The sequence below is a fragment of the Streptomyces sp. NPDC023573 genome (genome assembly GCF_055559735.1).
On record NZ_JBVHKB010000018.1, the window covers coordinates 54,233 to 78,689 of the forward strand.

Below are 24,457 nucleotides of genomic sequence, written 5' to 3' on the forward strand. Positions count from 1 at the left end.
CGCCCTCCCCGCGCCGGCGGGAGTCCACCCGGGCAGCCCTCCCGCACCGCTCCGGGCACAAAAAAGATCGCGCTGGACCCGGCGGAGTCCAGCGCGATCGAACGACGTACCCGCATCTCGCCGGGATGGCGCCCGTTGGGGCGGGCGCCCGTCGTGTGGAGCTATGAGTGGGGACGCCGGGGGTTGGGGGACCCTTCAGCGCCCTGTTGTGGCTGCGGCGACAGGGGTGTGTCAGGCCTCGCTGCGCTGCTGCGGAATACCCGCAAGCAGTGCGCGGACCTCTGCCTCGCGGTACCGGCGATGCCCACCGAGCGTGCGGATGGACGTGAGCTTGCCAGCCTTTGCCCAACGGGTGACCGTCTTCGGGTCCACGCGGAACATCGTGGCAACCTCAGCCGGGGTCAGCAGCGGCTCGGCATCAGGGGTGCGAGCGGTCATGAGCGGCCTCCTCGGGAGAACCGAACCATCTCGGTTCTTTCCTCTAAATTCTGCACCTTGACCCGCGTTGCCCGAAATGGCGGACGCGGGCCGAGTCGGTTATAGGACGAACGGCTTGTCTTCGGCACTACAACTACACCATCCGTCCAGCCACGTCGGCCAAACCGATGGAATTGCCCTCCCAGGTGTTCATCAGCGACGGAAGCCGATGGACCATGCCATAGCGGACAGTCACGCCCCAGTAACGATCAGTCACAGGACAACCAGGAGTCGTCAGAAGTCGTCAGACCCCCCATAGCGTGCAATGCTGAGCATTCCGCCCATAGTTGGGCGGACAGAGTCCTCCCCGGACTCCTTGTCCTATTTTGGCATGAGGAGTAGGGAAGGGCGCAAGGGCCCCGTAAGTGCTATCCATCACGCTTGAGGCAAAGGCCCGGTTCGGGACGTAGGTCCCGGACCCTGCGAGTGACCTCCCGCCCCACCTGTCGCACGCGTCACACCCGGGGCCGGTTCACGGCCCGTCAGTTCCCCTCAGGACATCTCCGTTCACCTCCGCCGGGCTCCCTCGGCGCCCACGGATGTCGGACACCTCACAGGATGTCTCTTCCCTGCGGATAGCCCCTCTATGCGACGGTGCGATCCCATTCACACCGCTTCGGGCTAGTTGGAGGATTGTAGGTCACGTACCGCTCGCCAGCGGTCGGCGAGACGTCCGTACGCGACACCCGCCGCGTCGCTGTCCCCGGACCGCAGCGCCGCGATGCCCTCGGCCACATCCGCGGCCGACCGGTCAGCGGCGAGCTGTTCGCCGCTCAGCGCGTGGACCAGACCGCCGTAGTCCAGCTCGACCATGGCGCGCGGATGGAACTCCTCCAGCCAGCGCCCCACCTCCACCAGCCCCTCGGTCAGCGGCCCCTCGTCGACGGTCTCCCGCAGCGTCCGCAGCGCCCTCGCCAGCCGGCGGCGTGCCTGCACCATCGGGGTCCTGTACCGCAGCAGCCGGTCCCCGGCCGCGCCCGCCGTCAGGTACTCCCGCTCCTCGTCCTCGAACAGCACGAACCAGCGCACCGGGACGTGCCACACCGTGGTCCGGATCCAGGGGCGGGCGTCGGGATTCCGCTCGGCCCACCGCTCGTAGTCCGCCGCCGCCTGCCCCCGCACCACCGGGGGCAGGACCGCGTCCAGCACTGTGGCCGGAAACAGACCCCCCAGTTCGCTCATCGCCATCCAGCCGCGCATCCGGGTCCGCCAGGGACAGACACAGACCACGCCGTCGACCAGCGCGACGAAGGCGTCCGCGCTCTCGTGCACCGGGACGGCCACCGGAGGGGTGGGAACCAAGTCGGCGAGCGAGCGGCGCAGTTCGTCCTGGGCCGTGGGGAGCTCGGAGCGCCGCGCGTAACGCGTCCAGTGACCCCGTTCGGGTTCGCGGAAGGCGGCGAGCGGTTCGTACACCCGCAGGTAGGACGCGTATGGGATGAGCACCGAAGACACCACCGACATGCGGTAAATCGTGTCACGCCGGTACTCCACCGGGGGGTGATCCCGGGCACGGGAACAGATCTACGTGTCACGAGGACTTACGCTCTTGCCCAGCCGGACCGTCCCGTCGCGGTCGGTCCGGGGCCCTCCCCACCTTCAGGAGGGTCTTCCGCCGCTTCGTACTTGGGAGTCACCACAGTGACCGATGTGACCGGCGTGCCTGTCGACGTGCTGCACACCCTGTTCCACTCGGACCAGGGGGGTCATGAGCAGGTCGTCATCTGCCAGGACCGTGCCAGCGGCCTCAAGGCCGTCATCGCCCTCCACTCCACCGCCCTGGGCCCGGCCCTCGGCGGGACCCGCTTCTACCCGTACGCCTCCGAGGCGGAGGCCGTCGCCGACGCGCTGAACCTGTCGCGCGGCATGTCGTACAAGAACGCCATGGCCGGCCTCGACCACGGCGGCGGCAAGGCCGTCATCATCGGCGATCCCGACCGGATCAAGTCCGAGGAACTTCTCCTGGCCTACGGACGGTTCGTGGCCTCGCTCGGCGGCCGGTATGTGACCGCCTGTGATGTGGGCACGTACGTCGCCGACATGGACGTCGTCGCCCGGGAGTGCCGCTGGACCACCGGCCGCTCCCCCGAGAACGGCGGCGCGGGCGACTCCTCCGTCCTCACCGCGTTCGGCGTCTTCCAGGGCATGCGGGCCTCCGCGCAGCACCTCTGGGGCGACCCCACGCTGCGCGGCCGCAAGGTCGGTGTCGCGGGCGTCGGCAAGGTCGGCCGCCACCTGGTCGAGCACCTGCTGAGCGACGGCGCCGAGGTCGTCGTGACCGATGTGCGCGAGGAGTCCGTACGCCGGATCACCGACCTGCACCCCGAGGTCGCCGTGGCCGTGGACACGGACGCGCTGATCCGCACGGAGGGGCTCGACATCTACGCCCCCTGCGCGCTCGGCGGCGCGCTCGACGACGACAGCGTTCCCGTGCTCACCGCCAAGGTGGTGTGCGGCGCGGCCAACAACCAGCTCGCGCACCCGGGCGTCGAGAAGGACCTTGCCGACCGATCGGTTCTGTACGCACCGGATTACGTGGTGAACGCCGGCGGCGTGATCCAGGTCGCCGACGAGCTCCACGGTTTCGACTTCGACCGGTGCAAGGCGAAAGCCACGAAGATCTTCGACACCACGCTGGCCATATTCGCACGTGCGAAGGAAGACGGGATCCCGCCGGCCGCGGCGGCCGACCGGATCGCCGAACAGCGGATGGCGGACGCCCGGCGTCGCTGATCCGTAACCCCGGAGCCGAGCAGCCGTCACCGGACAGTGCGGAAGGTCCGGTGACGGAGGCGCACTGCGGACGGCGGAACCGCCGACCGGGCTCCGGGATCAGTCGGTCGGGCTCCGGGGAGACAAGACTCACTCCGGTCGGCGGGTCGGCCGTCCACAAGAGGTTAAAATCGGGGTTGACCAGCGAGGACGGGCTCCTCTGCGGTCCTGCACCGAGGTGCGTGATGCGGGCGGCGTACCGTATGGCCGAGGAAGCAGGTACCGTTAAAGCCACGGGCGCGGTCTCTCCACTGAGAGTCCGTCCTGAAACATGAACGCGTGTCAAGACTCTGGGGCCGTCGAGCCCCGTCACCGAGGGGGTCGAGCCATGGGGCGCGGCCGGGCAAAGGCCAAGCAGACCAAGGTCGCCCGCCAGCTGAAGTACAGCAGCGGCGGGACAGACCTGTCGCGTCTGGCCAATGAGCTGGGCGCATCGCCTTCGAGTCAGCCACCGAACGCCGAGCCGTTCGAGGACGACGACGAGGAAGATGACCCGTACGCACAGTACGCGGATCTGTACAACGACGACGAGGACGCGGACGAGGACGGCCAGTCCGGTCCGTCGTCACAGCGCCGCGGCGCTTGACCTCGCGCTGACACATCAACCCGGTCCGGGCCTGCCCGGACCGGGTTCTGTGCTGTCCCGGCACCGATCGGTGCGGTCGGTGCGCGCAGTTCCCCGTGACCGGCTCGCCGCGGCCCCGCCGGTCCGGTGGTGCGCCGGACCGGCGGTGACGGCGCGTACTACCGTGCGTAGCTTCCTGTGAGCTCGGCACCCGTGGCGTGGCCGCCGCGCTCGGTGATCTCGCCGGCGACCCAGGAGTCGACACCCCGGTCGGCCAGCGTCGTCAGCGCCGCGTCCACCGAGTCGGCGGGGACGACCGCGATCATGCCGACGCCCATGTTGAGCGTCTTCTCCAGCTCCAGCTGCTCGACCTTCCCGGCCTTGCCGACCAGGTCGAAGACCGCACCGGGCGCCCAGGTGGACCGGTCGACCGTGGCGTGCAGGCCGTCCGGGATCACCCGGGCCAGGTTGTTGGCCAGGCCACCCCCGGTGACGTGGCTGAAGCCGTGCACCTCGGTCGTGCGGGTCAGCGCCAGGCAGTCCAGGGAGTAGATCCTGGTGGGCTCCAGGAGCTCCTCACCGAGTGTCCTGCCGAACTCCTCGACCTCACGGTCCAGGGTCCAGCCCGCCCGGTCGAAGACCACGTGGCGCACGAGCGAGTACCCGTTCGAGTGAAGACCGGAAGAGGCCATCGCGATCACGGCGTCACCCTTACGGATACGGTCCGGACCCAGCAGCCTGTCGGCCTCGACCACGCCCGTCCCGGCACCGGCGACGTCGAAGTCGTCGGGACCCAGCAGGCCCGGGTGCTCGGCCGTCTCGCCGCCGACCAGGGCGCAGCCGGCCAGGACACAGCCCTCGGCGATGCCCTTCACGATGGCCGCGACACGCTCGGGATGCACCTTGCCGACACAGATGTAGTCGGTCATGAAGAGCGGCTCGGCGCCGCAGACGACCAGGTCGTCGACGACCATGCCGACGAGGTCGTGGCCGATGGTGTCGTACACGCCCATCTGCCGGGCCAGGTCGACCTTCGTGCCGACGCCGTCGGTGGCGGAGGCGAGCAGCGGGCGCTCGTAACGCTTGAGCGCCGAGGCGTCGAAGAGGCCGGCGAATCCGCCGAGGCCGCCGAGGCCCGCGACCTCGGGGCGCTGCGTCTTCTTCACCCACTCCTTCATCAGCTCGACGGCGCGGTCACCGGCTTCGATGTCGACGCCCGCCGCAGCGTAGGAAGCACCTGTTGTCTCAGACATGGCCCGGGATCTTTCGTGTGGGAATACGGGGCTGGTGGGGAGGCAGCCGGTCGGTCCGGGTCACGGACGACGCAGTGCGTCGGCCGCCGCGGTCGCGGCGGGACCGGCCGCCAGCTCGGTCTCCAGCAGCTGCTTGCCGAGCAGCTCCGGGTCCGGAAGCTCCATCGGGTATTCGCCGTCGAAGCAGGCGCGGCAGAGATTCGGCTTGGCGATCGTCGTGGCCTCGACCATCGCGTCGAGCGAGATGTACGAGAGGGAGTCGGCACCCATCGAGGTGGCGATCTCGTCCACGGACATGCCGTTGGCGATCAGCTCGGCGCGCGTCGCGAAGTCGATGCCGAAGAAGCACGGCCACTTCACGGGCGGGGAGGAGATCCGGATGTGGATCTCGGCGGCGCCCGCCTCGCGGAGCATCCTCACCAGGGCGCGCTGGGTGTTGCCGCGGACGATCGAGTCGTCGACGACCACCAGGCGCTTGCCCTTGATGACTTCCTTGAGGGGGTTGAGCTTGAGCCTGATGCCCAACTGGCGGATCGTCTGGGAAGGCTGGATGAAGGTCCGGCCGACGTAGGCGTTCTTGACCAGACCGGATCCGAACGGAATTCCGCTCGCCTCGGCGTAGCCGATGGCCGCGGGGGTTCCGGATTCGGGCGTCGCTATGACCAGATCGGCCTCGACGGGGGCCTCGGCCGCCAGCTTCCGGCCCATCTCGACCCGGGAGAGGTAGACGTTCCGCCCCGCGATGTCGGTGTCGGGGCGGGCCAGGTAGACGTACTCGAAGACACAGCCCTTGGGCTTCGCTTCTGCGAAGCGGGTGCTGCGGAGGCCGTTCTCGTCGATGGCGACGAGCTCGCCCGGCTCGATCTCCCGGACATAGCTGGCACCGCAGATGTCGAGGGCGGCGGACTCGGAGGCCACCACCCAGCCACGCTCGAGCCGGCCGAGGACCAGCGGGCGGATGCCCTGCGGGTCGCGGGCCGCGTAGAGCGTGTGCTCGTCCATGTAGACGAGCGAGAAGGCGCCCTTGACCTCGGGGAGCACCTTTGCGGCGGCCTCCTCGATGGTGAGCGGCTTGTCGTCGTCGTCTCTCTGGCCCGCGAGCAGCGCGGTCACCAGATCGGTGTCGTTGGTCGCGGCGACCTGGGTGGCGCGGCCGTCCTTGCGGGGGAGGTCGGCGACCATCTCCGCGAGCTGGGCCGTGTTGACCAGGTTGCCGTTGTGACCCAGGGCGATCGAGCCGTGCGCGGTGGCACGGAACGTCGGCTGCGCGTTCTCCCACACCGAGGCACCGGTGGTGGAGTAGCGGGCATGACCGACCGCGATATGGCCCTGGAGCGATCCCAGAGACGTTTCGTCGAAGACCTGCGAGACCAGTCCCATGTCCTTGAAGACCAGGATCTGGGACCCGTTGCTCACTGCGATGCCCGCGGACTCCTGTCCACGGTGCTGCAGGGCATACAGTCCGAAATAGGTGAGCTTGGCGACCTCTTCGCCCGGAGCCCAGACACCGAAGACGCCGCAAGCGTCCTGGGGGCCTTTCTCTCCGGGGAGCAGGTCGTGGTTGAGTCGTCCATCACCACGAGGCACGCCACCGAGTGTAGGCGAGATCGACCACCGGTCCGAATTGGGTGGCCGTCCGGCCGGAGCCACGGGCGGGGCTGCGGGGGCCTTCCCGCAGGCGTCCGGGCAGGCACCGAGCGATCACTCGGGGTGATCGTGGCCGTGTCGTCGTTCCGCCTCCGCTCCGGCTCCGACGGACCCGTGGCCCGCCGACGCCCGGGATGGACGGCTGTTACCGGCGGGTCGGCCGGCTCGGCCGTTCCGTCCCGGCTCCACCTTCGTCGTGGCGCTCGGTGAACCGGGACACCCCGTGTGGCAGGCGGTGGCCGAACGCTCGTTTCGTGGCGAGCCTCACACCTGGCGGTCCCGGTCAGCGCCCACCGACCGTGCGCTGCGGCTCATCGGACAGGTGTCCGCAGGACGAGACCCCCGTTGACAGGCCCATGGCCCGTTGGGCAGGCTCCTTCCCCATGCAGCCCCTCGGTGATCAGTCGGTCACACTCGTGGAGCGCCGCCACGTCGATCTGGGACGTGTCGCGAGCGCCATCTGTCGCTGCGCCTGAGCCTGCCGCGCCCGGGGCCGTTCATAGGGCTTCCGTAGGGCTTCCGTAGGCATTTCCCTCACAGGGCCGCCGTCCCGAACTCCGGGGCGCCTGCCCGCAATCCCCCTCTTCCCGAGCGCTGTCCGTCATGCCCGGGTATGCCCGCCCGTGCTCCTTTCCGGCGGATCACCGCACCCACTCCCTCGCGCGCCCTTCCTCGGTGGCGCGCGGGTCGGCTCCGGAGACCCCATGACTTCACGTGATTCGAGTACAAGTACGAGTAAGCATTCCGGCTCGCCGCTGAGCCGACGTGCCTTCACCACCGCCGTGGGCGCTACCGCCGCGACCGTCGCCGTCGGGACCCAGGCCGCCGCCTCCGACGGCGTGACGCGGGAGCGGCCGTTCCGCGCCGCACGCGGCAGGCACGCGCGCCGGCCCAACATCCTGTTCATCCTCGGCGACGACCTCGGCTGGGCCGACCTCTCCTCGTACGGCGCTCCGCACATCCGCACCCCCCACCTGGACAGGCTCGGGCGGCAGGGCGTGCGCTTCACGGACTCCTACTCCGGCTCCGCCACCTGCTCGCCCACCCGGTTCAGCCTCTACACGGGGCGCTATCCGGGGCGTACGAAGGGCGGACTCGCGGAACCCATAGCCGACAGGTCCGTGGGGCTGGAGCCCACCCACCCGACCCTGGCCTCCCTGCTGCGCGGCGTCGGCTACTCGACCGCCCTGATCGGCAAGTGGCACTGCGGCTACCTGCCGGACCACAGCCCCACCAGGTCGGGCTGGGACGAGTTCTTCGGCAACTTCGGGGGTGCCCTGGAGTACTACTCGAAGCTCGGTCTGGCCGGCGAGTACGACCTGTACGAGGGTGACGCCGCATACAAGGACCTGCGCTACTACACCCGGATCCTCACCGAGCGCGCGAGCGAGTACGTGCAGCGCGATCACGACAAGCCGTGGCTCCTCAACCTGAACTTCACCACCCCGCACTGGCCGTGGATCGCCGACGGCGACACGGAGGCCTCCGCAGGGATCGTCCGCCGGATCAAGGCCGGCGACCGGGGCGCCCTCCGGAACGCCGACGGCGGCTCGGTCGAGAAGTACACGGAGATGGTCGAGGACCTGGACCGCTCCGTCGGCGAGGTGCTGAAGGCGCTGGAGCGGTCGGGGCAGGAGGAGGACACCCTGGTCTTCTTCGCCAGCGACAACGGGGGCGAGCGGTTCTCCTACAACTGGCCGCTGTCCGGCAGCAAGAGCTCCCTCCAGGAGGGCGGAATCCGCGTCCCCTCGGTTCTGCGCTGGCCCGCCCGGATCGACGGTCACCAGGTCAGCGATCTCCCGGTGTTCTCGCCCGACTGGACGGCGACCCTGCTGGAGCTCGGCGGCGCACGGCCGGACCCCGCCCACCCGCTGGACGGCGTCAGCCTCGCCGGCTATCTGCTGCGCGACGAGACGCCGAAGGAGCGCGACCTGTTCTGGCGGGTGCGCGGTGAGCGGGCGCTGCGGCGCGGGGACTGGAAGTACTACAGGGGGAAGGGCGGGACCGACCAGCTGTTCAACCTGGCCGACGACCGGCGCGAACAGGCCGACCGCGCGGCGGCCGAACCGGAGCGACTGGCCGCGCTGCGGGCGTCGTGGGAGAGGACGGACTCCGGCCTGCTCCCGTATCCGACCGGCTCCTGAGGTCCCGTCCGGTGGTACCGCCCCGGCCGGTCAGCCCTCGGCCGCCGGGGCGGTCGCGTCGAGTCCCTTGCCGCCCTTGCCCTCGATCGACAGGGAGCGGTGATCGATCTCGTACGTCGTCCTCCCCTCCAGCACTGCCTGCAGCGCGCGCTCCAGCTCCATCTCCGGGTCGGCGCACATCTTCCGGGTGGAGGAGAGCGGGCCGAAGGTGAGGGTGGAGCCGGAGACCGCCGCCTTGCCGTGGAAGGAGTTGCAGCCGAGGTTCCCCTCCACCGAGCCGTCCTCGCCGAAGGTGAGGTGCGCCTTCTTCTCGCTGCCGGCGGGCAGGGAGGTGGCGACACTGCCGGACACGAGTCCGGTGACCTTCCAGGTGGTGCCGGTGAGCGGGGCCGGCGGCTCGGAGGTGAGGGCGATGGAGTCACCCTGAGCGGTGGTCAGGGTCAGGGTCTTCCCGTCGCTCCCGTCCGCCACCGCTGCTTTGAGCTCGCCGCTGAAGGCACGGCCCATCGCCTTCTCGAACTGCTGGACATCCTTCTCGCACCCCATTTCCGTGGTCGTGCCCGGCCCGACGGTCACCGTGTCGCCCTCGACCCGGACCTCGGCGGTGAAGCGGTTGCAGCCCAGATCGCCGGTGGCCTTGCCCTCGGGACCGATCTCGACATGGGCGCCGGCGGGGGCGGTGGTCTTCTTTCCGCCGACGGTCAGGGAGGTCACGTTCCAGTGGACACCGGTCAGGGACGGTCCCGGTCGCACGGTGCCGCTGCCGCCCTCGGAATCCCCGGAGTCCCCGGACCCCGCTCCGGAGCCCGACTCCGTACCGCAGGCGGCGAGGGCGAAGGTGGCCAGGACGGCAACGGCGCTGACAGCCATACGTTGTTTGCGCATGGCCATGGGACGGATCGACCGGTCGATCCGGTTCCCCCCTCAGACCATCAGCGGGAGCAGCGGGGCGAGGTCGGCCCGCTCACCACTGGCACTGACCTGCGCCTCTTCGAGCGCGGCCGCCCACCGCATCCGCCCGGTGGCCAGCCGGATCCAGGTGAGCGGGTCCGTCTCCACGACGTTGGGCGGCGTGCCCCGGGTGTGCTTGGGGCCACCGATGCACTGGACGACGGCGAAGGGCGGGACGCGCACCTCGACGGAGCCGCCGGGCGCCTTGTCCGCGAGCGCGTCGGCGAGCAGCCGGGTGCAGGCGGCGAGCGCCTGCCGGTCGTACGGGATCTCGATGCCGGTCGCCCGGTGGAGATCGTCGGTGTGGACGACGAGTTCGACGGTGCGGGTCACCAGGAAGTCGCCCAGCCGCATCGTGCCCGCCCGGGTCGTCATCAACCGGCCGCCGGCGTCGGCGTCGGCGTCGGCGGGCACCAGTTCGGCGAACCGGGCGGCTGTCTCCTCGCACAGCGCGCCGAGATCGGGACGGGCCTCGGCGAGGTCCCGGGTGTGGCCGGCGATTCCCGCGGCGTGCCCGGCGGTGGAGAAGGGCCACTCCAGCAGGGCGGTCTCCGGCTTGGGCCCACCGGCCGGCTCCGGCAGCTCCATGGACCGGCTGACGCGCTCCAGCGCCGTCGTCATGTGCGCCACGAGCTCGCGCACGGTCCACTCCCCCGGCCCGGGCAGGGCCAACTGCTCCGGCGTCAGGGCGCGGACGGCGTCCTGGACGTGGGCGAACTGGGTCAGGACCGCGGTCCTGGTCCGGGACATGTCGTAGGCGCGGGGGCGCTTCTTGGCCGGGGGCATGGAGGCGAGACTAACCGGCGGGTCCGACAGCGCAGCGGTGTGCCGCCGGACTCAGTTCCGCGCGAAGTCCGCCGCGTCGGGAAGGACGACGTCCGTGCAGCCGCGGCGCCCGGTGGCGTCGTCGACATACGCCCGGAACAGGCCTTCCAGCCGGTCCGGAACTATTCGGTCGTACGGATGGGACAGCCACATCACGTGCACGGCGGGCCGTCCTGCGCAGACGGACGACGCCCACCAGATGCCGCCGGAGTCCGTGCCCGCGGCGCCCGGCGCGAGCTCTGTCGGCTCCAGGACCTCGTTGCTCACGAGTCCCCTCGTCTCGTCGCCGACGTACGTGTCGGTCTTCACCCACCAGGGGGAGTACTTCAGCACGTCCCTCAACCGCAGAGGGTCCTCCTCGGTCTTCGCGTAATCCGGCCAGAGCCTGCGGGTCTCCTTCTCGCCGACCGCGAGCACACAGCCGTCATGGTCGCTCGCTTTTCCCGCCGGAGCGGCGAGGGCCCGGTCGGGGAGCTTTCCCCGCCCCTCGGTGGCGATGAAACGCCGGTACCAGGCGCAGGTGCCACCCGTACTCGCCGCTGCGCCCAGGCTCTGTTCCGGCTCGGCCAGTGTGGCGGGCAGCGCGGGCAGGTCGGTGCCGCACCCCGTCCTCCCGGCGGCACGGTCCACCGCCTGACGCGCCAGGCCGGCGAGCGTGCGGCGGTCCTCGGACGTGACGGGCTCGTCGTACCGGGCGACGGCTGTCGCTTCCAGGGAGGAGACCGCGCCCCCCTTCTCGCACAACGCCCGGGCCGTCACCTTGTACTCGTCGTACTCGCCGAGCCTGCCGTCGCCCAGCGGGTGCGGGAGGGCATGGCGCACCACGACATCCGGCTCGTCCGCGTCGTAGCCGCTGCGGAACGGCCGGTCGGACTCGCCGTCCACCTCGGTCCGGGTCTCCTCGGCGTCCGGGTCCGCGGAGTGGCGCTCGAGTGCCATGGAGAAGTGCCCGTACGTCGTCCCCGGATCGCCCACCCGGTAGACGAGGCAGCCGCTGGAGGACTCGTCGGTGGATATCTCGTGGTCGTCGTCGAGCTCGACCCGGTCGATCCCCCCGCCGTTGAGCCCGAGGACGGGGCCGGGGTCGATGAGGCCGCCACACGCCGCCGTGATGCGATCCCGGCTCTCCCCCCGGTCACGGAGGTCGATGAACTCCATGACGAAGGCCCAGACACTGAGTCCGATACCGGCGACGGCGAGCACGCACAGCAGCTTGTTGAAGGCATTGCCCCAGGGCCCACGGTCGGGCCACTCCCGGACGGCGCCGTCCTGTTGCGCACTGCCCCGATCGTCCACCCGTCGCCCCCCGTGCGGTCCCACGCCCGACGATCGCCAAGCTATCAGCCGGTACCGACAGTCCCCCCGACCGTGAACGCCTCGCCGCCGGCCGGGACGCCGACGCCCCGCCAGCTGAAGGGGATCCCCCGTGCTACGTCGAGATCGGGGTGGTCCATCAGCTGGAAGTGCACATGCGGTTCGGTCGAATTGCCGGAGTTCCCGCAGCGGGCGATCACCTGCCCCTCCCGGACGGCGTCCCCCGCCTTCACCTGGAGGGAGCTCTTCCGGATGTGCGCGTACGCGGCGTACGTCCCGTCGCCGAGGTCGAGCACGACGTGGTTGCCGACGATCCCGTGGGCGCCGGTCATGTCGCGTACGGAGGCCTCGACCAGCATCAGATACGCCAGGGCCGGGCCGGAGTTCCGGCTGAGGTGGTCGCGCCGGCCGTCGCTCGCGTGCACGACCGTGGCGTCCGCCACGGCGAGGAGCGGGGCTCCGAAGGCCGGGAAGTCGCGGTTGGGCCGGGCGACCGGCCACAGCCACCGGAAGGGGGGCCGGCCGCCCTCCTCCGGTTCGGCGACGACATCGATCGCGTAGGTCTGCCCGTAGCCGTGGGTGCCGTGGCTGGGGACCTTGTCGGCCGGGCTGTTGACCGCGATCCAGCGCCCCGTCACCGGCGGCCCCACCTCGACGGCCGGCCGGTCCTTCGCCAGGTCGTCACGGCTGCGGCGGCCCATCAGGAGCCCGATGAGGATCGCGGCCCCCGCGGGCACGAAGGTCAGCCCGAAGGGCACCAGCGGCTCGGCGAAGAGGCCGGCCAGCACCAGCGCGACGAACACGAGCCAGCAGCAGCGGTACGTGACCATCGCGGCCTTGCGTGCGGACATGAGGGCCTCTCCGTCTCGGCGTACAGGTCTCAGGGCCGGGCGGCCGTGAGCACCACCAGCAGCGGCACCACCCGGGCACCGGGCACCTCGTACCGCCCGCGTCCCGTCGTGTGAAGCCAGCCCGCGCCGGTCAGCAGGCGCAGATGGTGGTAGATCTGGCCGGTCGTGCCCGTGTCGTCGAGCTCGGCCAGCTCGGCGGCCGTGCGGCGGCCGCCGAGGATCTCGCGGAGCAGCCGCAGCCGGATCGGGTGGCCCAGCGCCGCCAGGGGCTCGGCGGCTTCCGCCCAGTCGGGACGGTCCTCGTCCGCGCTCCCCAGGAGCCCCACCGTGAGCGCGCCGTACTGCCACTCGTACCGCTCACCGGCCGGCAGCTTCACCGCCCCCGTGAACAGCACCCCGCCGTCGGCCGCCGCGTCCCCGACCTGGCCGAGCTGTTCCTTCAGCCCGTCCAGCGCCCAGAAGTCCCCGACGCCCAGCTCCGGCTTCTCGCTCCCGGCAGCCGACTCCAGCGCCGCGAGTCGGCGCTCCAGTTCGGCGACGCGCTCCTCGAGCTCCATGAATTCCACCTTACGTAATTACGTAATCTCAATCAACAGGTACGGCAAGAAATGCCGAAGCCCCCGTCCGGTCGACCCGGACGGGGGCTTCGGTACAGGCAGAACCTAGGCGAACAGACCCTCCAGGGTCCCCTCGTGCGCCGTGCGCAGCTCGCTCAGCGGGATGCTGAACTCACCCTGGATCTCGATCTCCTCGCCGTCCACGACACCGATGCGGGCGACGGGCAGTCCCCGCGCCCCGCACATGTCGTTGAAACGGAGCTCCTCGCTGCGCGGGACCGAGACGACCGCGCGGCCGGCCGACTCCGAGAACAGGAAGGTGAACGCGTCCAGACCGTCCGGGACGACCAGCCGGGCACCCTTCCCGCCCCGCAGGCAGGACTCGGTGACCGCCTGGATCAGGCCGCCGTCGGAGAGGTCGTGCGCCGCGTCGATCATGCCGTCGCGGGAGGCGGAGATCAGGATCTCGCCGAGCAGCTTCTCGCGGCCCAGGTCCACCTTCGGCGGCATGCCGCCGAGGTGCTGGTGGATGACCTCGGACCAGGCCGAACCGCCGAACTCCTCGTGGGTGTCACCCAGGAGGTAGAGCAGCTGGCCCTCTTCGGCGAACGCGACCGGGGTGCGCCGGGTGACGTCGTCGATCACACCGAGGACGGCCACGACCGGCGTCGGGTGGATCGCCGTCTCACCGGTCTGGTTGTACAGCGAGACGTTGCCGCCCGTCACCGGGGTGCCCAGCTCCAGGCAGCCGTCCGCGAGACCACGGGTGGCCTCGGCGAACTGCCACATGACGTCCGGGTCCTCGGGCGAACCGAAGTTCAGGCAGTCCGAGATGGCGAGCGGCTTGGCGCCGGACGCCGCGACGTTGCGGTAGGACTCCGCCAGAGCGAGCTGCGCACCCGTGTAGGGGTCGAGCTTGGCGTAGCGGCCGTTGCCGTCGGTCGCCATGGCGACACCCAGGTTCGACTTCTCGTCGATCCGGACCATGCCGGCGTCCTCGGGCATCGCCAGCACGGTGTTGCCCTGCACGAAGCGGTCGTACTGGTCGGTGATCCAGGACTTGGAGGCCTGATTCGGGGAGCCGACCAGCTTCAGGACCTGCTCGCGCAGCTCCGCGCCGTTCGCCGGACGGGCCAGCTTGCCGGCGTCGTCGGCCTGCAGCGCGTCCTGCCAGGAGGGGCGTGCGAACGGCCGGTGGTAGGTCGGGCCCTCGTGGGCCACGGACCGCGGCGGTACGTCCACGATCTGCTCGCCGTGCCAGAAGATCTCCAGCTGCGAGCCCTCGGTCACCTCACCGATGACGGTGGCGATGACGTCCCACTTCTCGCAGATCTCCATGAAGCGGTCCACGTGCTGCGGCTCGACGATCGCGCACATGCGCTCCTGCGACTCGCTCATGAGGATTTCCTCGGGCGAGAGGGAGGAGTCGCGCAGCGGCACGGTGTCCAGCTCGACGCGCATACCGCCGGAGCCCGCGGAGGCCAGCTCGCTCGTGGCGCAGGAGAGCCCGGCGCCGCCGAGGTCCTGGATGCCCGCGACGAGCTTCTCCTTGAAGATCTCCAGGGTGCACTCGATGAGGAGCTTCTCCTGGAACGGGTCTCCGACCTGGACGGCGGGCCGCTTGGTGGGCTTGGTGTCGTCGAAGGTCTCCGAGGCCAGCACGGAGACGCCGCCGATGCCGTCGCCGCCGGTGCGGGCGCCGTAGAGGATCACCTTGTTGCCGGGGCCGGAGGCCTGGGCGAGGTGGATGTCCTCGTGCTTCATCACACCGATGCAGCCGGCGTTGACGAGCGGGTTGCCCTGGTAGCAGGCGTCGAAGACGACCTCGCCGCCGATGTTGGGCAGGCCGAGGCAGTTCCCGTAACCGCCGATGCCCGCGACGATGCCCGGCAGGACGCGGCGGGTGTCGGGGTGGTCGGCCGCGCCGAAGCGCAGCGGGTCGACGACCGCGACCGGACGGGCGCCCATGGCCAGGATGTCGCGGACGATGCCGCCGACGCCGGTGGCCGCGCCCTGGTAGGGCTCGATGTACGAGGGGTGGTTGTGCGACTCGACCTTGAAGGTGACCGCGTAACCCTGGCCGACGTCGACCACACCGGCGTTCTCGCCGATGCCGACGAGCATCGCGTCGTTGGCGGGGACCTTCTCGCCGAACTGCTTGAGGTGGACCTTGCTGCTCTTGTACGAGCAGTGCTCGGACCACATCACGGAGTACATGGCGAGCTCGGCGCCGGTGGGACGGCGGCCCAGGATCTCGCGGATCCGGGCGTACTCGTCCTCCTTGAGGCCGAGCTCCTTCCAGGGCTGCCCGGCGTCCGGGGTTTCGGCCGCGTGCTTGACCGTGTCCAGGCTCATGCGTTGACCAGCTTCTTGATGATCGAGGTGAAGAAACCCAGACCGTCGGTGCGACCGGTACCGATCAGCGGCTCGACGGCGTGCTCCGGGTGCGGCATCAGACCGACGACGTTGCCCGCGGCGTTGGTGATGCCGGCGATGTCGCGCAGCGAGCCGTTCGGGTTGACGTCGGCGTAACGGAAGGCGACGCGGCCCTCGGCCTCCAGCTCGTCGAGCGTGCGCTCGTCGGCGGTGTAGCGGCCGTCCACGTTCTTCAGCGGTACGGAGATCTCCTGGCCCGCCGCGTAGTCCGTGGTCCAGGCGGTCTCGGCGTTCTCCACCCGCAGCTTCTGGTCGCGGCAGATGAAGTGGAGGTGGTTGTTGCGCAGCATCGCCCCGGGCAGCAGGTGTGCCTCGGTCAGGATCTGGAAGCCGTTGCAGATACCGAGGACCGGCATGCCGGCCTTCGCCTGCTCGATCACGGTCTCCATCACCGGCGAGAAACGCGAGATGGCGCCGGCGCGCAGATAGTCGCCGTAACTGAATCCGCCCGCCAGGATGACCGCGTCGACCTGGTGGAGGTCCTTGTCGCGGTGCCAGAGGGATACGGGTTCTCCACCCGCGATCCGCACGGCCCGCAGGCTGTCCTGGTCGTCGAGCGTGCCGGGAAAAGTGACGACGCCGATACGGGTGGTCACTTCTCCTCCTCCACCTTGACGGTGAAGTCCTCGATGACGGTGTTGGCGAGGAAGGTCTCGGCCATCTCGTTAATACGGGCGAGGGCGGCATCGTCGACCGGCCCCTCGACCTCGAGCTCGAAACGCTTTCCCTGACGAACGTCCGCGATTCCGTCGAAGCCGAGACGGGGCAGTGCGCGCTGCACAGCCTGTCCCTGCGGGTCGAGGATCTCCGGCTTGAGCATGACGTCGACTACGACGCGTGCCACTGGCACTCCCGGTGGTGTGGTGCGGCTGTGTCTCCGAGGGGTTCCCCAGATCCCCGCGGGTCCTCTCAGCCTACCTGCCCCAAAATTCTACGCGGGTAGATATCGGGCGACCCTGATCACGGCGGGATATCAGGGGCGACAACGGTCGGGAAAAATCCTGGAAAAAAATCTTCACCCGGATTGCGCGCGGACACACGGCGGCAACACGCGGATGCAATTGGCCGGGCTTCACAATGCGGCTCCCGCCGCTGTACAAATGAATACGGGGGAAAGCACGATTGCCCCGGAACAGTCGACAGCAGTCGATCCGTATCCGCCCAGCCGCCGGAAGGCCGGCATCAGCGCATGTCAGGCGCGACGATGCCGCAGGAAAGGACGATATCCGTGGCTCAGCGCGTCGTGGTCACACTCTCCGACGACATCGACGGGGGAGAAGCGGCGGAAACGGTCACCTTCGCCCTGGACGGGAAGTCGTACGAGATCGACCTCAATCCCGCCAATGCAAAGAAACTGCGTAAGTCGCTGGCCCCGTACGTCGCGGCCGGCCGAAAGCAGACAAATACCGGCAAGCGCGGCAAGGCTCCGGTGTCGTACCACCACACCTCGCTCGCGCCGGACCCCGCGGCCGTGCGCGCCTGGGCCCGCTCGCACCGGATGGAGGTGCCGGCCCGCGGCCGGATTCCCAAGAAGGTCTACGAGGCGTTCAACGCGGCGAGTTGAGGGCGGCGCCCGGAATGCTCCATTCCGCTCCGGCCTGCGCCGGGGGCCGCGGCGACACCTCGGGGAGCCGACTTGCACAACACCCCTGCAGGTCGGCTAGAGTCTGGAGCACGCCGAAGGGCAAGGCCGAAGGGCCGGGTCCGACGCAGCGTGCGGGTGTAGTTCAGTAGTAGAACATCCCCCTTCCAGGGGGAAGGCGCAGTGTGCAATTCCTGTCACCCGCTCTGCACTGCCTTACCGAACCACTGAGTGGATCAGGTAGAGTAGTGAGCGCTCCACCGGTGAAAGCCGAGTGGCGGCAATGCGGACGTAGCTCAGTTGGTAGAGCGCAACCTTGCCAAGGTTGAGGTCGCCAGTTCGAACCTGGTCGTCCGCTCTTGTTCCAAAGGCCCCGGTCGATATCGACCGGGGCCTTTGGCGTTTTCGGTTATCGGCTCATGACGTTTGTCATGAGCAGCGGTGACAATGCGCACTGCTCGCGGCCATGATCCTGCGAAAGGCTTGGGCGAGGGTCCACGGGGGACGGGGGGAGCGACAACCGTGTGGGTACGGACACAGGTGCGCAGCTGGCAGCGGCGTGAGGGCTTCGACAAGATCGATCTCTACACACGCGGCAGCCTGCACTCCATGGTCTGGGGGATGGTCGTGTGCGTGGCGCTCCTGTCGGTGACGCGCCCGGTCCGGCACTCGGACGCACCCGTCGCCCTGATCGCCTTCACGGTCCTGACCGTTGTCGCGCAGGGCGTCTGCTCGGTGCCGTTGGTCTCCCGGGCTCTCGACAGCTATCTCGGCCGAGGAGCCGTCGGGCGGCGGCTGATCGCCCTCTCGGCCGTCCTGTTCATCACGAACGCCGCCGGCCTGCTGGCACTCGGCGGGTACGCCGGCACCGAGACTTTTCCCGAACTGCGGCTGGCCCTGGGTGCCGTGGCATGGCCGTTCCTGACGCCCTTCGTCCTCGCCGTGCCCGTATGGGTGTCCGGTGTGTGCATCGCGGTGGCAGCGGGCGGCACCAGCGGCGGCGTACTGCTGGCCGGGGCCACCGGGTCCTTCGCCCTGACCACCCTGACCGGGATGGGCTTCGGTGGCGCGCTGCTCCTCACCACCGTGCGTCTCTCCGCCTGGACGCTCGGCATCATGCAGAAGCTCCGCGACGCCCGGGACGTCGAGACCCGGCTGGCGGTCGCCGAGGAGCGGCTGCGGTTCGGACGGGACATGCATGACGTCCTGGGCCGGAATCTGGCGGTGATCGCGCTGAAGAGCGAGCTCGCGGTCGAACTGGCGCAGCGCGGAAAGCCCGCGGCGACGGACCAGATGGTCGAGGTGCAGCGCATCGCCCGCGCCTCCCAGCAGGAGGTCCGGGACGTCGTACGGGGATACCGGGAGGCCGATCTGCGTACGGAACTGCTGGGAGCCCAGGGGGTCCTGCGGGCGGCGGGGATCGAGTGCGCCGTCCACGGTGACGGCGGCCGGCTCCCCTCCCCCGTGCAGTCGGCTCTCGGCTGGGCCGTACGCGAGGCGGCCACCAACGTGCTGCGGCACGGCGATCCGCAGCGGTGCGACATCCGGCTGGAGACCGCGCGGGACGGGGTCCGTCTGGTGGTGGAGAACGACGGTGTGACACCGGGCGCGGCCGTCGTACCCGGGGGTGGCTCAGGGCTCCACGGACTCAGGGAACGGCTGGCCGCGGTCGGCGGTGCGCTGGAGGCGGGGCCGACGGACGACGGACGGTTCCGTCTGACCGCGGCTGTCCCGCTGCCCTCGCCACGGAACTCCGCCCCCTCCCCGCAGGAGAAGAGATGACATCCGCACCGGGCCCCGTCCGTGTCCTGCTCGCCGACGACGAGCACCTGATCCGGGGCGCGCTGGCCGCCCTCCTCGCGCTGGAGGACGACATCGTCCTGGTCGCCGAGGCGGCGACCGGGCCGGAGGCGCTCGCGATGGCGATGGCCCACCGGCCCGATGTGGCGGTCCTGGACCTGGAGATGCCGGGCGCCGACGGTGTGAAGGTCGCCACATCGCTGCGGACCGGGCTGCCCGGCTGCAAGACCATGATCGTGACGAGCCACGGCCGGCCCGGGCACCTGAAACGCGCTCTGGAGGCGGGCGTCCGGGCGTTCGTCCCGAAGACGGTCAGCGCCCGGCGACTGGCCGAGATCATCCGCACGGTGCACGCCGGAAACCGTTATGTGGACCCGGAGTTGGCGGCCGACGCGATCTCCGCCGGGGACTCCCCCCTGACCGCTCGTGAGGCGGAGGTGCTGGAGCTGGCGGCGGACGGTGCGCCGGTCGCGGAGATCGCGGAGCGGGCGTCGCTGTCGCCGGGCACCGTGCGCAACTACCTGTCGGCGGCCGTCTCCAAACTCGGGGCCGAGAACCGCCATGCGGCAGTGCGTCTCGCACGCCGGAGAGGTTGGGTATAGTAGGCACCGCGCTTCGGCGCACGCGGACGTAGCTCAGTTGGTAGAGCGCAACCTTGCCAAGGTTGAGGTCGCCAGTTCGAACCTGGTCGTCCGCTCCACATGAGAAGGCCCCGGTCATCGTGACCGGGGCCTTCTGCTGTCACACCCCCTGGCCCGGCCAGCTCATGCCGGTCAGGAGCTCGTACGCGTCGATGTACTTGGCCCGGGTCGCGTCGACGATCTCCTGCGGCAGCGGCGGGGGCGGCTGCTCGCTGTGGCGGTCCCAGCCGGAGGCCGGGGAGGTCAGCCAGTCGCGCACGAACTGCTTGTCGTACGAAGGCTGCGCCTTGCCCGGCTCCCAGCTCTCGGCCGGCCAGAAGCGGGAGGAGTCGGGCGTCAGGACCTCGTCCGCGAGGATCAGCTCCTCGCCGCCGTCCGCGGCCGGGGCGAAGCCGAACTCGAACTTCGTGTCGGCGAGGATGATCCCGCGCTCACGCGCGATGTCCCGGGCACGGCTGTAGACGTCCAGCGTCGTCCGGCGCAGCACGGCCGCCGTCTCGGGGCCGACCTCGCGGGCGACCTCCTCGTAGGGGACGTTCTCGTCGTGATCGCCGACGGCGGCCTTCGTGGCCGGGGTGAAGATCGGCCCCGGGAGCTCGGAGCCGTCGACCAGGCCCTCGGGCAGACCGAGACCGCAGACGGTCCGGGTGGCGTTGTACTCCGTCAGACCGGAGCCCGTCAGATAGCCGCGCGCCACGCACTCGACCGGGACCATCCGCAGCGAGCGGCAGACCAGCGTCCGGCCGGCCCAGTCGGCCGGGGCGCCGGGGGGCAGCTCCGTGGACAGCACATGGTTGGGGACGAGATCGGCGAGCTGGTCGAACCACCACAGCGACAGCTGGGTGAGCACCCGGCCCTTGTCCGGGATCTCGGTGGGCAGGACCCAGTCGTACGCGGACAGACGGTCGCTGGCGACCATCACGAGGTCACCCGCCTCGTTCCGGTACAGGTCGCGCACCTTGCCGGTGTGCAGGTGGGTGAGCCCCGGCACCTGCACGGGCTCGGGCTTTTCTACGAAACCGGACACGCTGCCTCCGCGTAGGTTGATCCAGGAGTCGTTCCGATTGTCCCGCATGCCGGGGAGCCTTGCCGCCAGGGGTCGCACCGTGGACAGGGCGGGGCCGCGGAGGGCCGGCGCGGGAGCTCGCGGGGCGGACTGCCGGTGGAGGTTCCGCTTCTCAGTCCCGTTTGCAGATCCGGTCGAGCAGATTGGCCGTGGCCCGCTGGATACGGGAGTCGACATGGCCCGGGCGGTCCAGTGCCGGCGACCAGGCGAAGGTGCCCGAGGCGAAGACGAGCGCGCCCGACGGGGCGCGGTACAGCGAGGTCTCCTGGTGCCGGGTCGCCCCGTCACCGTCGGCGTACGGGGAATGCGCGAGCAGCATGCGGCTCTCGTGCTCGGGCAGCGCCGTACGCGGGAAGTAGCGGTCGGCCTCACCGGCGACCAGCCCGTCGATCTCGTCGCCCTCGGCCGCTCCTGTGGCCTCCCAGAGCCAGTGGCTCGCGTTCCGCACGACCAGGGGGTGCGGATCGGGGACCCGGCCCGCGTACTGGATGCCGAGCAGCTGCTGCTCGGGGCGGTCGACCTCACGCCACAGTGCGGGCTTTCCCGGGCCGCGGCGCTTGCGGCAGGTGAGCAGCCGGTCGGGAACGCCGGAGGGGGACGGGCCGAGGCCGACCTGCCAGTACATGGTGTTGGCCGAGAGGAAGACGAGCGAGGTGCCGGTGTCCCTGGCCAGCTCGGCGGTGCGGCGCATCGGCACCGACCAGTACTCGTCGTGGCCGGGGAAGACCAGGCCTCGGTAGCGGCTGGGGTCCACACGGCCGGCGTGCAGGTCGCGGGCGTCGGCGTACGCGAGGTCGTAGCCGTAACGCTCGGCCCAGCGGATGAAGTCGTAGGCGTGGCCGACATGGAGAGGCAGCCCGGCGCCCGCGTAGGGGCGGTCGAAGGAGATGGTGGCCGCGGCGTCCTCCTCGCCCAGCAGCCGGCCCCGCTCGTCCCACGCGTGGTACAGGCTCGCGCCGGTGCGGCCGTCCTCCGGATAGAGGTTGTAGGCCTGCCAGGTGACGTCCGGGAGCAGGAGCAGCAGGTCCGCGGGGTGGTCGTCGCGGACCGTGAAGGGGACGTGCGAGCGGTGGCCGTCGGCGGTGGTGAGCACGGCGACGTACGCCCCGACCGACCAGTAGCTGGGGATCTGAAGCCGCCAGGAGAGCCACCAGTGATGGCAGGAGACCGTCCGCTCGGCGGTCAGCGGTGCCGGCTGGACGATTCCGGAGAGACGCGGGCTGGTGGTGATCTTGGCGGCGCCGTCGCCCGCGTAGTGTCCGATGCGGTAGACGTCGACGGAGAACTGCTGGGGCGGGTCCACCGTGATGTGGAAGTCGATCGCCTCGCCGGGCGCCGCGGCGCCGGGGGACACGAACCCCTTGATCTGCTGGTGCACGTCGTCGGCCGTCCGCGTGCCGCCGCCGGCGCCGCCGCGGCCGAGGTCGGGGTCGGCGTACCAGGGGACGACCTGGCCGGTGTCGTCGAAGTAGTTCTCGCTGCCTCGCAGCCAGGGCAGCGGGCCCTGCCCGAAGGGGTCGCTCACGGCATGCGCGAGGGCACCCGATTCCCATCGCCGGATCTGTTCCGCCCCCATCCCGCACCCCTCCCTCGTCCCCCGACATGTCTGCCGCGCCGGGTCCCGGCGCGGTCCCCCAGCACATCACATTACGCACGCACTCCGTTACCGTTCGTCGCGAATTGGCGTGACCGAAGTCCGATCTTCCGGGTATCGGGGGGATATTTGGGGCATTTGGTCACCTAAGTGGACGGACGTCCGTTCAACTCGAGTGACCCGTCGCCCCAGGCGCACCTCTCAGCCCAGGCGTACGGGTTTGTCGGTGCGCACCCCTACCGCCGTGAGCCAGGAGAGCAGCGGCTCCGCGTCCCCGTCCTCGACGAGGCTGGACACCGGGGCGCCGAGGTCCGACCTGCGGCCGCCGTCGACCAGCAGCGCGGGTCCGTCGAGCCAGTCGAGCCCGGGCGCGGCCCCCGCCGTGTCCACGGCGGCGCAGCAGACCATCGCCACGACGTGGTCGGCGAGCAGTTCCGTGCCCGAACGGGGCGGCTGCAGGGGGAAGAGCGGGAGCGGGACGGGCCCCCAGAGGTCGGGCGAGCCCGTGTCCGCACCGGCCTGCGTACCGTCCGCCGGGGCGCCGCCGCCGGTCCTGGGGTGCGGGGCCGCCTTCTCCTCGTCGCGGGCGACCGCGGCGCCGATCCCGGCCGCGAGGGCCTCACTGTCCGCGCCAGGGGTGGCGAGGTGCTCGATCACCCGCGCCAGCGTGGGCACCGCCGAGCCGTGGGCCGCCGCGTCCGGGGCCCTCACGGAGACGCTGGTGGCCACTCCCATGGCGTCGAGCACCCGGTGCAGGCGGGCCGCCTCCGTACGCCATTTCCGGTCCACGACCTCGTCCGGATACTGCTGCCAGTCGACCGGCGTCCAGCCGGGCCCGGGCTCGGCCGGCCCGCCGTGGAAGAGCCGGGCGGCCAGCAACGAGGCCGCCTCGTCGGCCGCGCCGGGCTCCTCGATGAGATCGCAGGCGGGGCGCTCCCCCAGCCGGGAGGTGAAGCCCTCCGCCAGCCGGTCGCGCCGGGAGAGCTCGGTGAGCGCGGAGACGACTCCGGCGTCGAGCCGGGAGGGCCAGCGCCCCATCCGCCAGGCGGGCAGCGCGACCCGGGTCAGCAGCCGGTCCCAGCCCGCGTATGCCAGGCCCACCTGCTCCTGGGCGACGATCCGCAGCCCGTGGTCCACCTCCTGGGCGCGGCCCGACGCGGCGGCGGCGACGCAGCGCTCCATCTCCGCCGCGTGACCGCGGCAGCCGCGCAGCAGCACTCTGGCGATCCACCCCACGAAGACCGAGGGAATCCTGCGTACACGCCCCTGGCCGGGCGCTGCGGCGTCCCCCACCGCGGCGTCCAGGCCGCGGACGAAACGGCGGGCGGCGGCTATGTCGGGGTGGGCGGACGGCCCGGTGCCCGCGACGACCGGGGCGAGGACCGCCCGGAGCTCGGCCACCCTCATCCACCACAGGAACGGGGAGCCGATCACCAGCACGGGCGCCGCCGGGACCCTCCGGCCGCGCCGGGACCCGGGCGGCCCCTTCGGCTGGGCGGCGGGGTGGGTGCGGTCCTCCAGCCAGCTGTCGCAGTCCGGGGTCAGCGCTACGGCCGACGGCGCCGGGACGTCGAGCCGGTCGGCGAGGTCCCTGACCAGCCGGTAGAGATCGGGGGCCGCCGCCTCGGTGAGGGGCACGGTCGGGCTGACCGCCGGCCTGGCACGCGCCACCGCGACGGCGACCGCCGCGGCGGTCAGCAGGACCACGACGGCACAGGCCGCCACCGCCCAGCTGACCGTGGACCACAGACCCGGGCCGATGCGCCCCTGGGCGACCGCGACGAGCAGCACGACGGCCGCGGCCGCGGGCAGGATCGCCAGGGCCGTGGGGGGGGGGGGGGGGGGGGGGGGGGGGGGGGGGGGGGGCGCGGGGGGGGGGGGGGGGGGGGGGGGGGGCCGGGGGGGGGGGGGGGGGGGGGCCCCCCCCCCGACGCGTCGAGCCGGCGGGGACCGGACGGCTGAAACCCGCTCCGCCCGGCTCG

The 24,457-nt window shown here is 70.9% G+C and carries 22 protein-coding genes and 3 tRNA genes; 10 read left to right on the forward strand and 15 right to left on the reverse strand.

The features are described from left to right. Positions 1–231: 231 nt before the first annotated feature. Both bldC and ACZ32T_RS35295 read right to left on the reverse strand, forming a co-directional pair. Positions 232–438 carry a developmental transcriptional regulator BldC gene (bldC, locus tag ACZ32T_RS35290; RefSeq protein WP_003949541.1) on the reverse strand — a complete coding sequence of 69 codons (207 nt, stop codon included), beginning with the start codon at positions 436–438 and terminating at the stop codon, positions 232–234. Between the two features lie 660 nt (positions 439–1,098). After that, the gene (locus tag ACZ32T_RS35295) at positions 1,099–1,941 is read right to left on the reverse strand and encodes a DUF8083 family protein (RefSeq protein ID WP_467273079.1); all 843 of its coding nucleotides are present in this window, start codon (positions 1,939–1,941) and stop codon (positions 1,099–1,101) included. Positions 1,942–2,118: 177 nt separating this feature from the next. Here ACZ32T_RS35295 and ACZ32T_RS35300 point away from each other — a divergent pair, with 177 nt between their 5' ends. Beyond that, complete coding sequence (locus ACZ32T_RS35300) at positions 2,119–3,210, forward strand: Leu/Phe/Val dehydrogenase (RefSeq protein ID WP_467273080.1); 1,092 nt, start codon at positions 2,119–2,121, stop codon at positions 3,208–3,210. A gap of 367 nt (positions 3,211–3,577) precedes the next feature. Continuing rightward, a complete protein-coding gene (locus tag ACZ32T_RS35305) occupies positions 3,578–3,835 on the forward strand; it encodes a DUF3073 domain-containing protein (protein ID WP_031097368.1) in 258 nt (85 codons plus the stop codon). Positions 3,836–3,993: 158 nt separating this feature from the next. Here ACZ32T_RS35305 and purM read toward each other — a convergent pair whose 3' ends face one another. Both purM and purF read right to left on the reverse strand, forming a co-directional pair. Next, entirely contained in the window at positions 3,994–5,067 is a 1,074-nt protein-coding gene (gene purM, locus ACZ32T_RS35310; RefSeq protein ID WP_467273081.1) for a phosphoribosylformylglycinamidine cyclo-ligase, read from the reverse strand. 60 nt (positions 5,068–5,127) lie between these two features. Then, the gene (gene purF, locus ACZ32T_RS35315; RefSeq protein WP_356714856.1) at positions 5,128–6,654 is read right to left on the reverse strand and encodes an amidophosphoribosyltransferase; all 1,527 of its coding nucleotides are present in this window, start codon (positions 6,652–6,654) and stop codon (positions 5,128–5,130) included. 443 nt (positions 6,655–7,097) lie between these two features. On the opposite strand from purF, the gene ACZ32T_RS35320 reads away from it, so the two are divergent. Both ACZ32T_RS35320 and ACZ32T_RS35325 read left to right on the forward strand, forming a co-directional pair. Beyond that, the gene (locus tag ACZ32T_RS35320) at positions 7,098–7,190 is read left to right on the forward strand and encodes a putative leader peptide (RefSeq protein ID WP_356714907.1); all 93 of its coding nucleotides are present in this window, start codon (positions 7,098–7,100) and stop codon (positions 7,188–7,190) included. A gap of 228 nt (positions 7,191–7,418) precedes the next feature. Next, positions 7,419–8,858 (forward strand): sulfatase-like hydrolase/transferase, encoded by a 1,440-nt coding sequence (locus ACZ32T_RS35325; protein WP_467371493.1) that lies wholly within the window; start codon positions 7,419–7,421, stop codon positions 8,856–8,858. A 30-nt stretch (positions 8,859–8,888) separates the two neighbouring features. On the opposite strand, the gene ACZ32T_RS35330 is transcribed toward ACZ32T_RS35325, so the two are convergent. The 8 genes from ACZ32T_RS35330 to purS all read right to left on the reverse strand — a co-directional run bounded on the left by ACZ32T_RS35330 (position 8,889) and on the right by purS (position 16,636). After that, positions 8,889–9,743, reverse strand: coding sequence for an META domain-containing protein (locus tag ACZ32T_RS35330; protein ID WP_467371510.1), 855 nt, complete (start codon positions 9,741–9,743; stop codon positions 8,889–8,891). A gap of 39 nt (positions 9,744–9,782) precedes the next feature. Then, a complete protein-coding gene (locus tag ACZ32T_RS35335; protein WP_467371495.1) occupies positions 9,783–10,595 on the reverse strand; it encodes a maleylpyruvate isomerase family mycothiol-dependent enzyme in 813 nt (270 codons plus the stop codon). Positions 10,596–10,646: 51 nt separating this feature from the next. Next, a complete protein-coding gene (locus ACZ32T_RS35340; protein ID WP_467371497.1) occupies positions 10,647–11,930 on the reverse strand; it encodes a hypothetical protein in 1,284 nt (427 codons plus the stop codon). A gap of 44 nt (positions 11,931–11,974) precedes the next feature. Beyond that, positions 11,975–12,799, reverse strand: a complete 825-nt coding sequence (locus ACZ32T_RS35345; protein WP_467371499.1) for a M23 family metallopeptidase — start codon at positions 12,797–12,799, stop codon at positions 11,975–11,977. 29 nt (positions 12,800–12,828) lie between these two features. Further along, positions 12,829–13,356, reverse strand: coding sequence for an ArsR/SmtB family transcription factor (locus ACZ32T_RS35350; RefSeq protein WP_467273087.1), 528 nt, complete (start codon positions 13,354–13,356; stop codon positions 12,829–12,831). Between the two features lie 105 nt (positions 13,357–13,461). Beyond that, positions 13,462–15,711 carry a phosphoribosylformylglycinamidine synthase subunit PurL gene (gene purL / locus ACZ32T_RS35355; RefSeq protein ID WP_467371501.1) on the reverse strand — a complete coding sequence of 750 codons (2,250 nt, stop codon included), beginning with the start codon at positions 15,709–15,711 and terminating at the stop codon, positions 13,462–13,464. Further along, entirely contained in the window at positions 15,708–16,388 is a 681-nt protein-coding gene (gene purQ, locus ACZ32T_RS35360; protein ID WP_467273089.1) for a phosphoribosylformylglycinamidine synthase subunit PurQ, read from the reverse strand. Before purQ ends, purL begins: the two co-directional genes overlap by 4 nt. Next, the gene (purS, locus tag ACZ32T_RS35365; protein ID WP_033296931.1) at positions 16,385–16,636 is read right to left on the reverse strand and encodes a phosphoribosylformylglycinamidine synthase subunit PurS; all 252 of its coding nucleotides are present in this window, start codon (positions 16,634–16,636) and stop codon (positions 16,385–16,387) included. The genes purQ and purS overlap by 4 nt, the downstream gene beginning before the upstream one ends. A 384-nt stretch (positions 16,637–17,020) precedes the next feature. Here purS and ACZ32T_RS35370 point away from each other — a divergent pair, with 384 nt between their 5' ends. The 6 genes from ACZ32T_RS35370 to ACZ32T_RS35395 all read left to right on the forward strand — a co-directional run bounded on the left by ACZ32T_RS35370 (position 17,021) and on the right by ACZ32T_RS35395 (position 19,874). Further along, entirely contained in the window at positions 17,021–17,356 is a 336-nt protein-coding gene (locus tag ACZ32T_RS35370; protein WP_393766233.1) for a histone-like nucleoid-structuring protein Lsr2, read from the forward strand. Positions 17,357–17,508: 152 nt separating this feature from the next. Continuing rightward, positions 17,509–17,580: transfer RNA gene (locus ACZ32T_RS35375), tRNA-Gly, on the forward strand. Positions 17,581–17,659: 79 nt separating this feature from the next. After that, positions 17,660–17,732, forward strand: a tRNA-Gly gene (locus ACZ32T_RS35380). A 164-nt stretch (positions 17,733–17,896) separates the two neighbouring features. Then, on the forward strand, positions 17,897–19,156 hold the full coding sequence (locus ACZ32T_RS35385; RefSeq protein ID WP_467371503.1) for a sensor histidine kinase: 1,260 nt from the start codon (positions 17,897–17,899) through the stop codon (positions 19,154–19,156). Continuing rightward, the gene (locus ACZ32T_RS35390; protein WP_467273091.1) at positions 19,153–19,776 is read left to right on the forward strand and encodes a response regulator; all 624 of its coding nucleotides are present in this window, start codon (positions 19,153–19,155) and stop codon (positions 19,774–19,776) included. The genes ACZ32T_RS35385 and ACZ32T_RS35390 overlap by 4 nt, the downstream gene beginning before the upstream one ends. 22 nt (positions 19,777–19,798) lie before the next feature. Beyond that, a tRNA-Gly gene (locus tag ACZ32T_RS35395) sits at positions 19,799–19,874 on the forward strand. 41 nt (positions 19,875–19,915) lie between these two features. On the opposite strand, the gene ACZ32T_RS35400 is transcribed toward ACZ32T_RS35395, so the two are convergent. From ACZ32T_RS35400 to ACZ32T_RS35410, 3 genes are all read right to left on the reverse strand, one after another. Then, positions 19,916–20,842 carry a phosphoribosylaminoimidazolesuccinocarboxamide synthase gene (locus tag ACZ32T_RS35400; RefSeq protein WP_467273126.1) on the reverse strand — a complete coding sequence of 309 codons (927 nt, stop codon included), beginning with the start codon at positions 20,840–20,842 and terminating at the stop codon, positions 19,916–19,918. 151 nt (positions 20,843–20,993) lie between these two features. Further along, entirely contained in the window at positions 20,994–22,457 is a 1,464-nt protein-coding gene (locus ACZ32T_RS35405; RefSeq protein ID WP_467273092.1) for a N,N-dimethylformamidase beta subunit family domain-containing protein, read from the reverse strand. A gap of 219 nt (positions 22,458–22,676) precedes the next feature. Continuing rightward, positions 22,677–24,266, reverse strand: coding sequence for a M48 family metalloprotease (locus tag ACZ32T_RS35410; RefSeq protein WP_467371505.1), 1,590 nt, complete (start codon positions 24,264–24,266; stop codon positions 22,677–22,679). Positions 24,267–24,457: the final 191 nt, after the last annotated feature.

What these genes read in the sequence shown, in the direction of transcription:
- bldC (WP_003949541.1), bottom strand. Translation starts at nt 438, where the DNA reads ATGACCGCTCGCACCCCTGATGCCGAGCCGCTGCTGACCCCGGCTGAG.
- ACZ32T_RS35295 (WP_467273079.1), bottom strand. Translation starts at nt 1,941, where the DNA reads ATGTCGGTGGTGTCTTCGGTGCTCATCCCATACGCGTCCTACCTGCGG.
- ACZ32T_RS35305 (WP_031097368.1), top strand. Translation starts at nt 3,578, where the DNA reads ATGGGGCGCGGCCGGGCAAAGGCCAAGCAGACCAAGGTCGCCCGCCAG.
- purM (WP_467273081.1), bottom strand. Translation starts at nt 5,067, where the DNA reads ATGTCTGAGACAACAGGTGCTTCCTACGCTGCGGCGGGCGTCGACATC.
- ACZ32T_RS35320 (WP_356714907.1), top strand. Translation starts at nt 7,098, where the DNA reads ATGCAGCCCCTCGGTGATCAGTCGGTCACACTCGTGGAGCGCCGCCAC.
- ACZ32T_RS35325 (WP_467371493.1), top strand. Translation starts at nt 7,419, where the DNA reads ATGACTTCACGTGATTCGAGTACAAGTACGAGTAAGCATTCCGGCTCG.
- ACZ32T_RS35330 (WP_467371510.1), bottom strand. Translation starts at nt 9,743, where the DNA reads ATGCGCAAACAACGTATGGCTGTCAGCGCCGTTGCCGTCCTGGCCACC.
- ACZ32T_RS35335 (WP_467371495.1), bottom strand. Translation starts at nt 10,595, where the DNA reads ATGCCCCCGGCCAAGAAGCGCCCCCGCGCCTACGACATGTCCCGGACC.
- ACZ32T_RS35345 (WP_467371499.1), bottom strand. Translation starts at nt 12,799, where the DNA reads ATGTCCGCACGCAAGGCCGCGATGGTCACGTACCGCTGCTGCTGGCTC.
- ACZ32T_RS35350 (WP_467273087.1), bottom strand. Translation starts at nt 13,356, where the DNA reads ATGGAGCTCGAGGAGCGCGTCGCCGAACTGGAGCGCCGACTCGCGGCG.
- purL (WP_467371501.1), bottom strand. Translation starts at nt 15,711, where the DNA reads ATGAGCCTGGACACGGTCAAGCACGCGGCCGAAACCCCGGACGCCGGG.
- ACZ32T_RS35390 (WP_467273091.1), top strand. Translation starts at nt 19,153, where the DNA reads ATGACATCCGCACCGGGCCCCGTCCGTGTCCTGCTCGCCGACGACGAG.
- ACZ32T_RS35405 (WP_467273092.1), bottom strand. Translation starts at nt 22,457, where the DNA reads ATGGGGGCGGAACAGATCCGGCGATGGGAATCGGGTGCCCTCGCGCAT.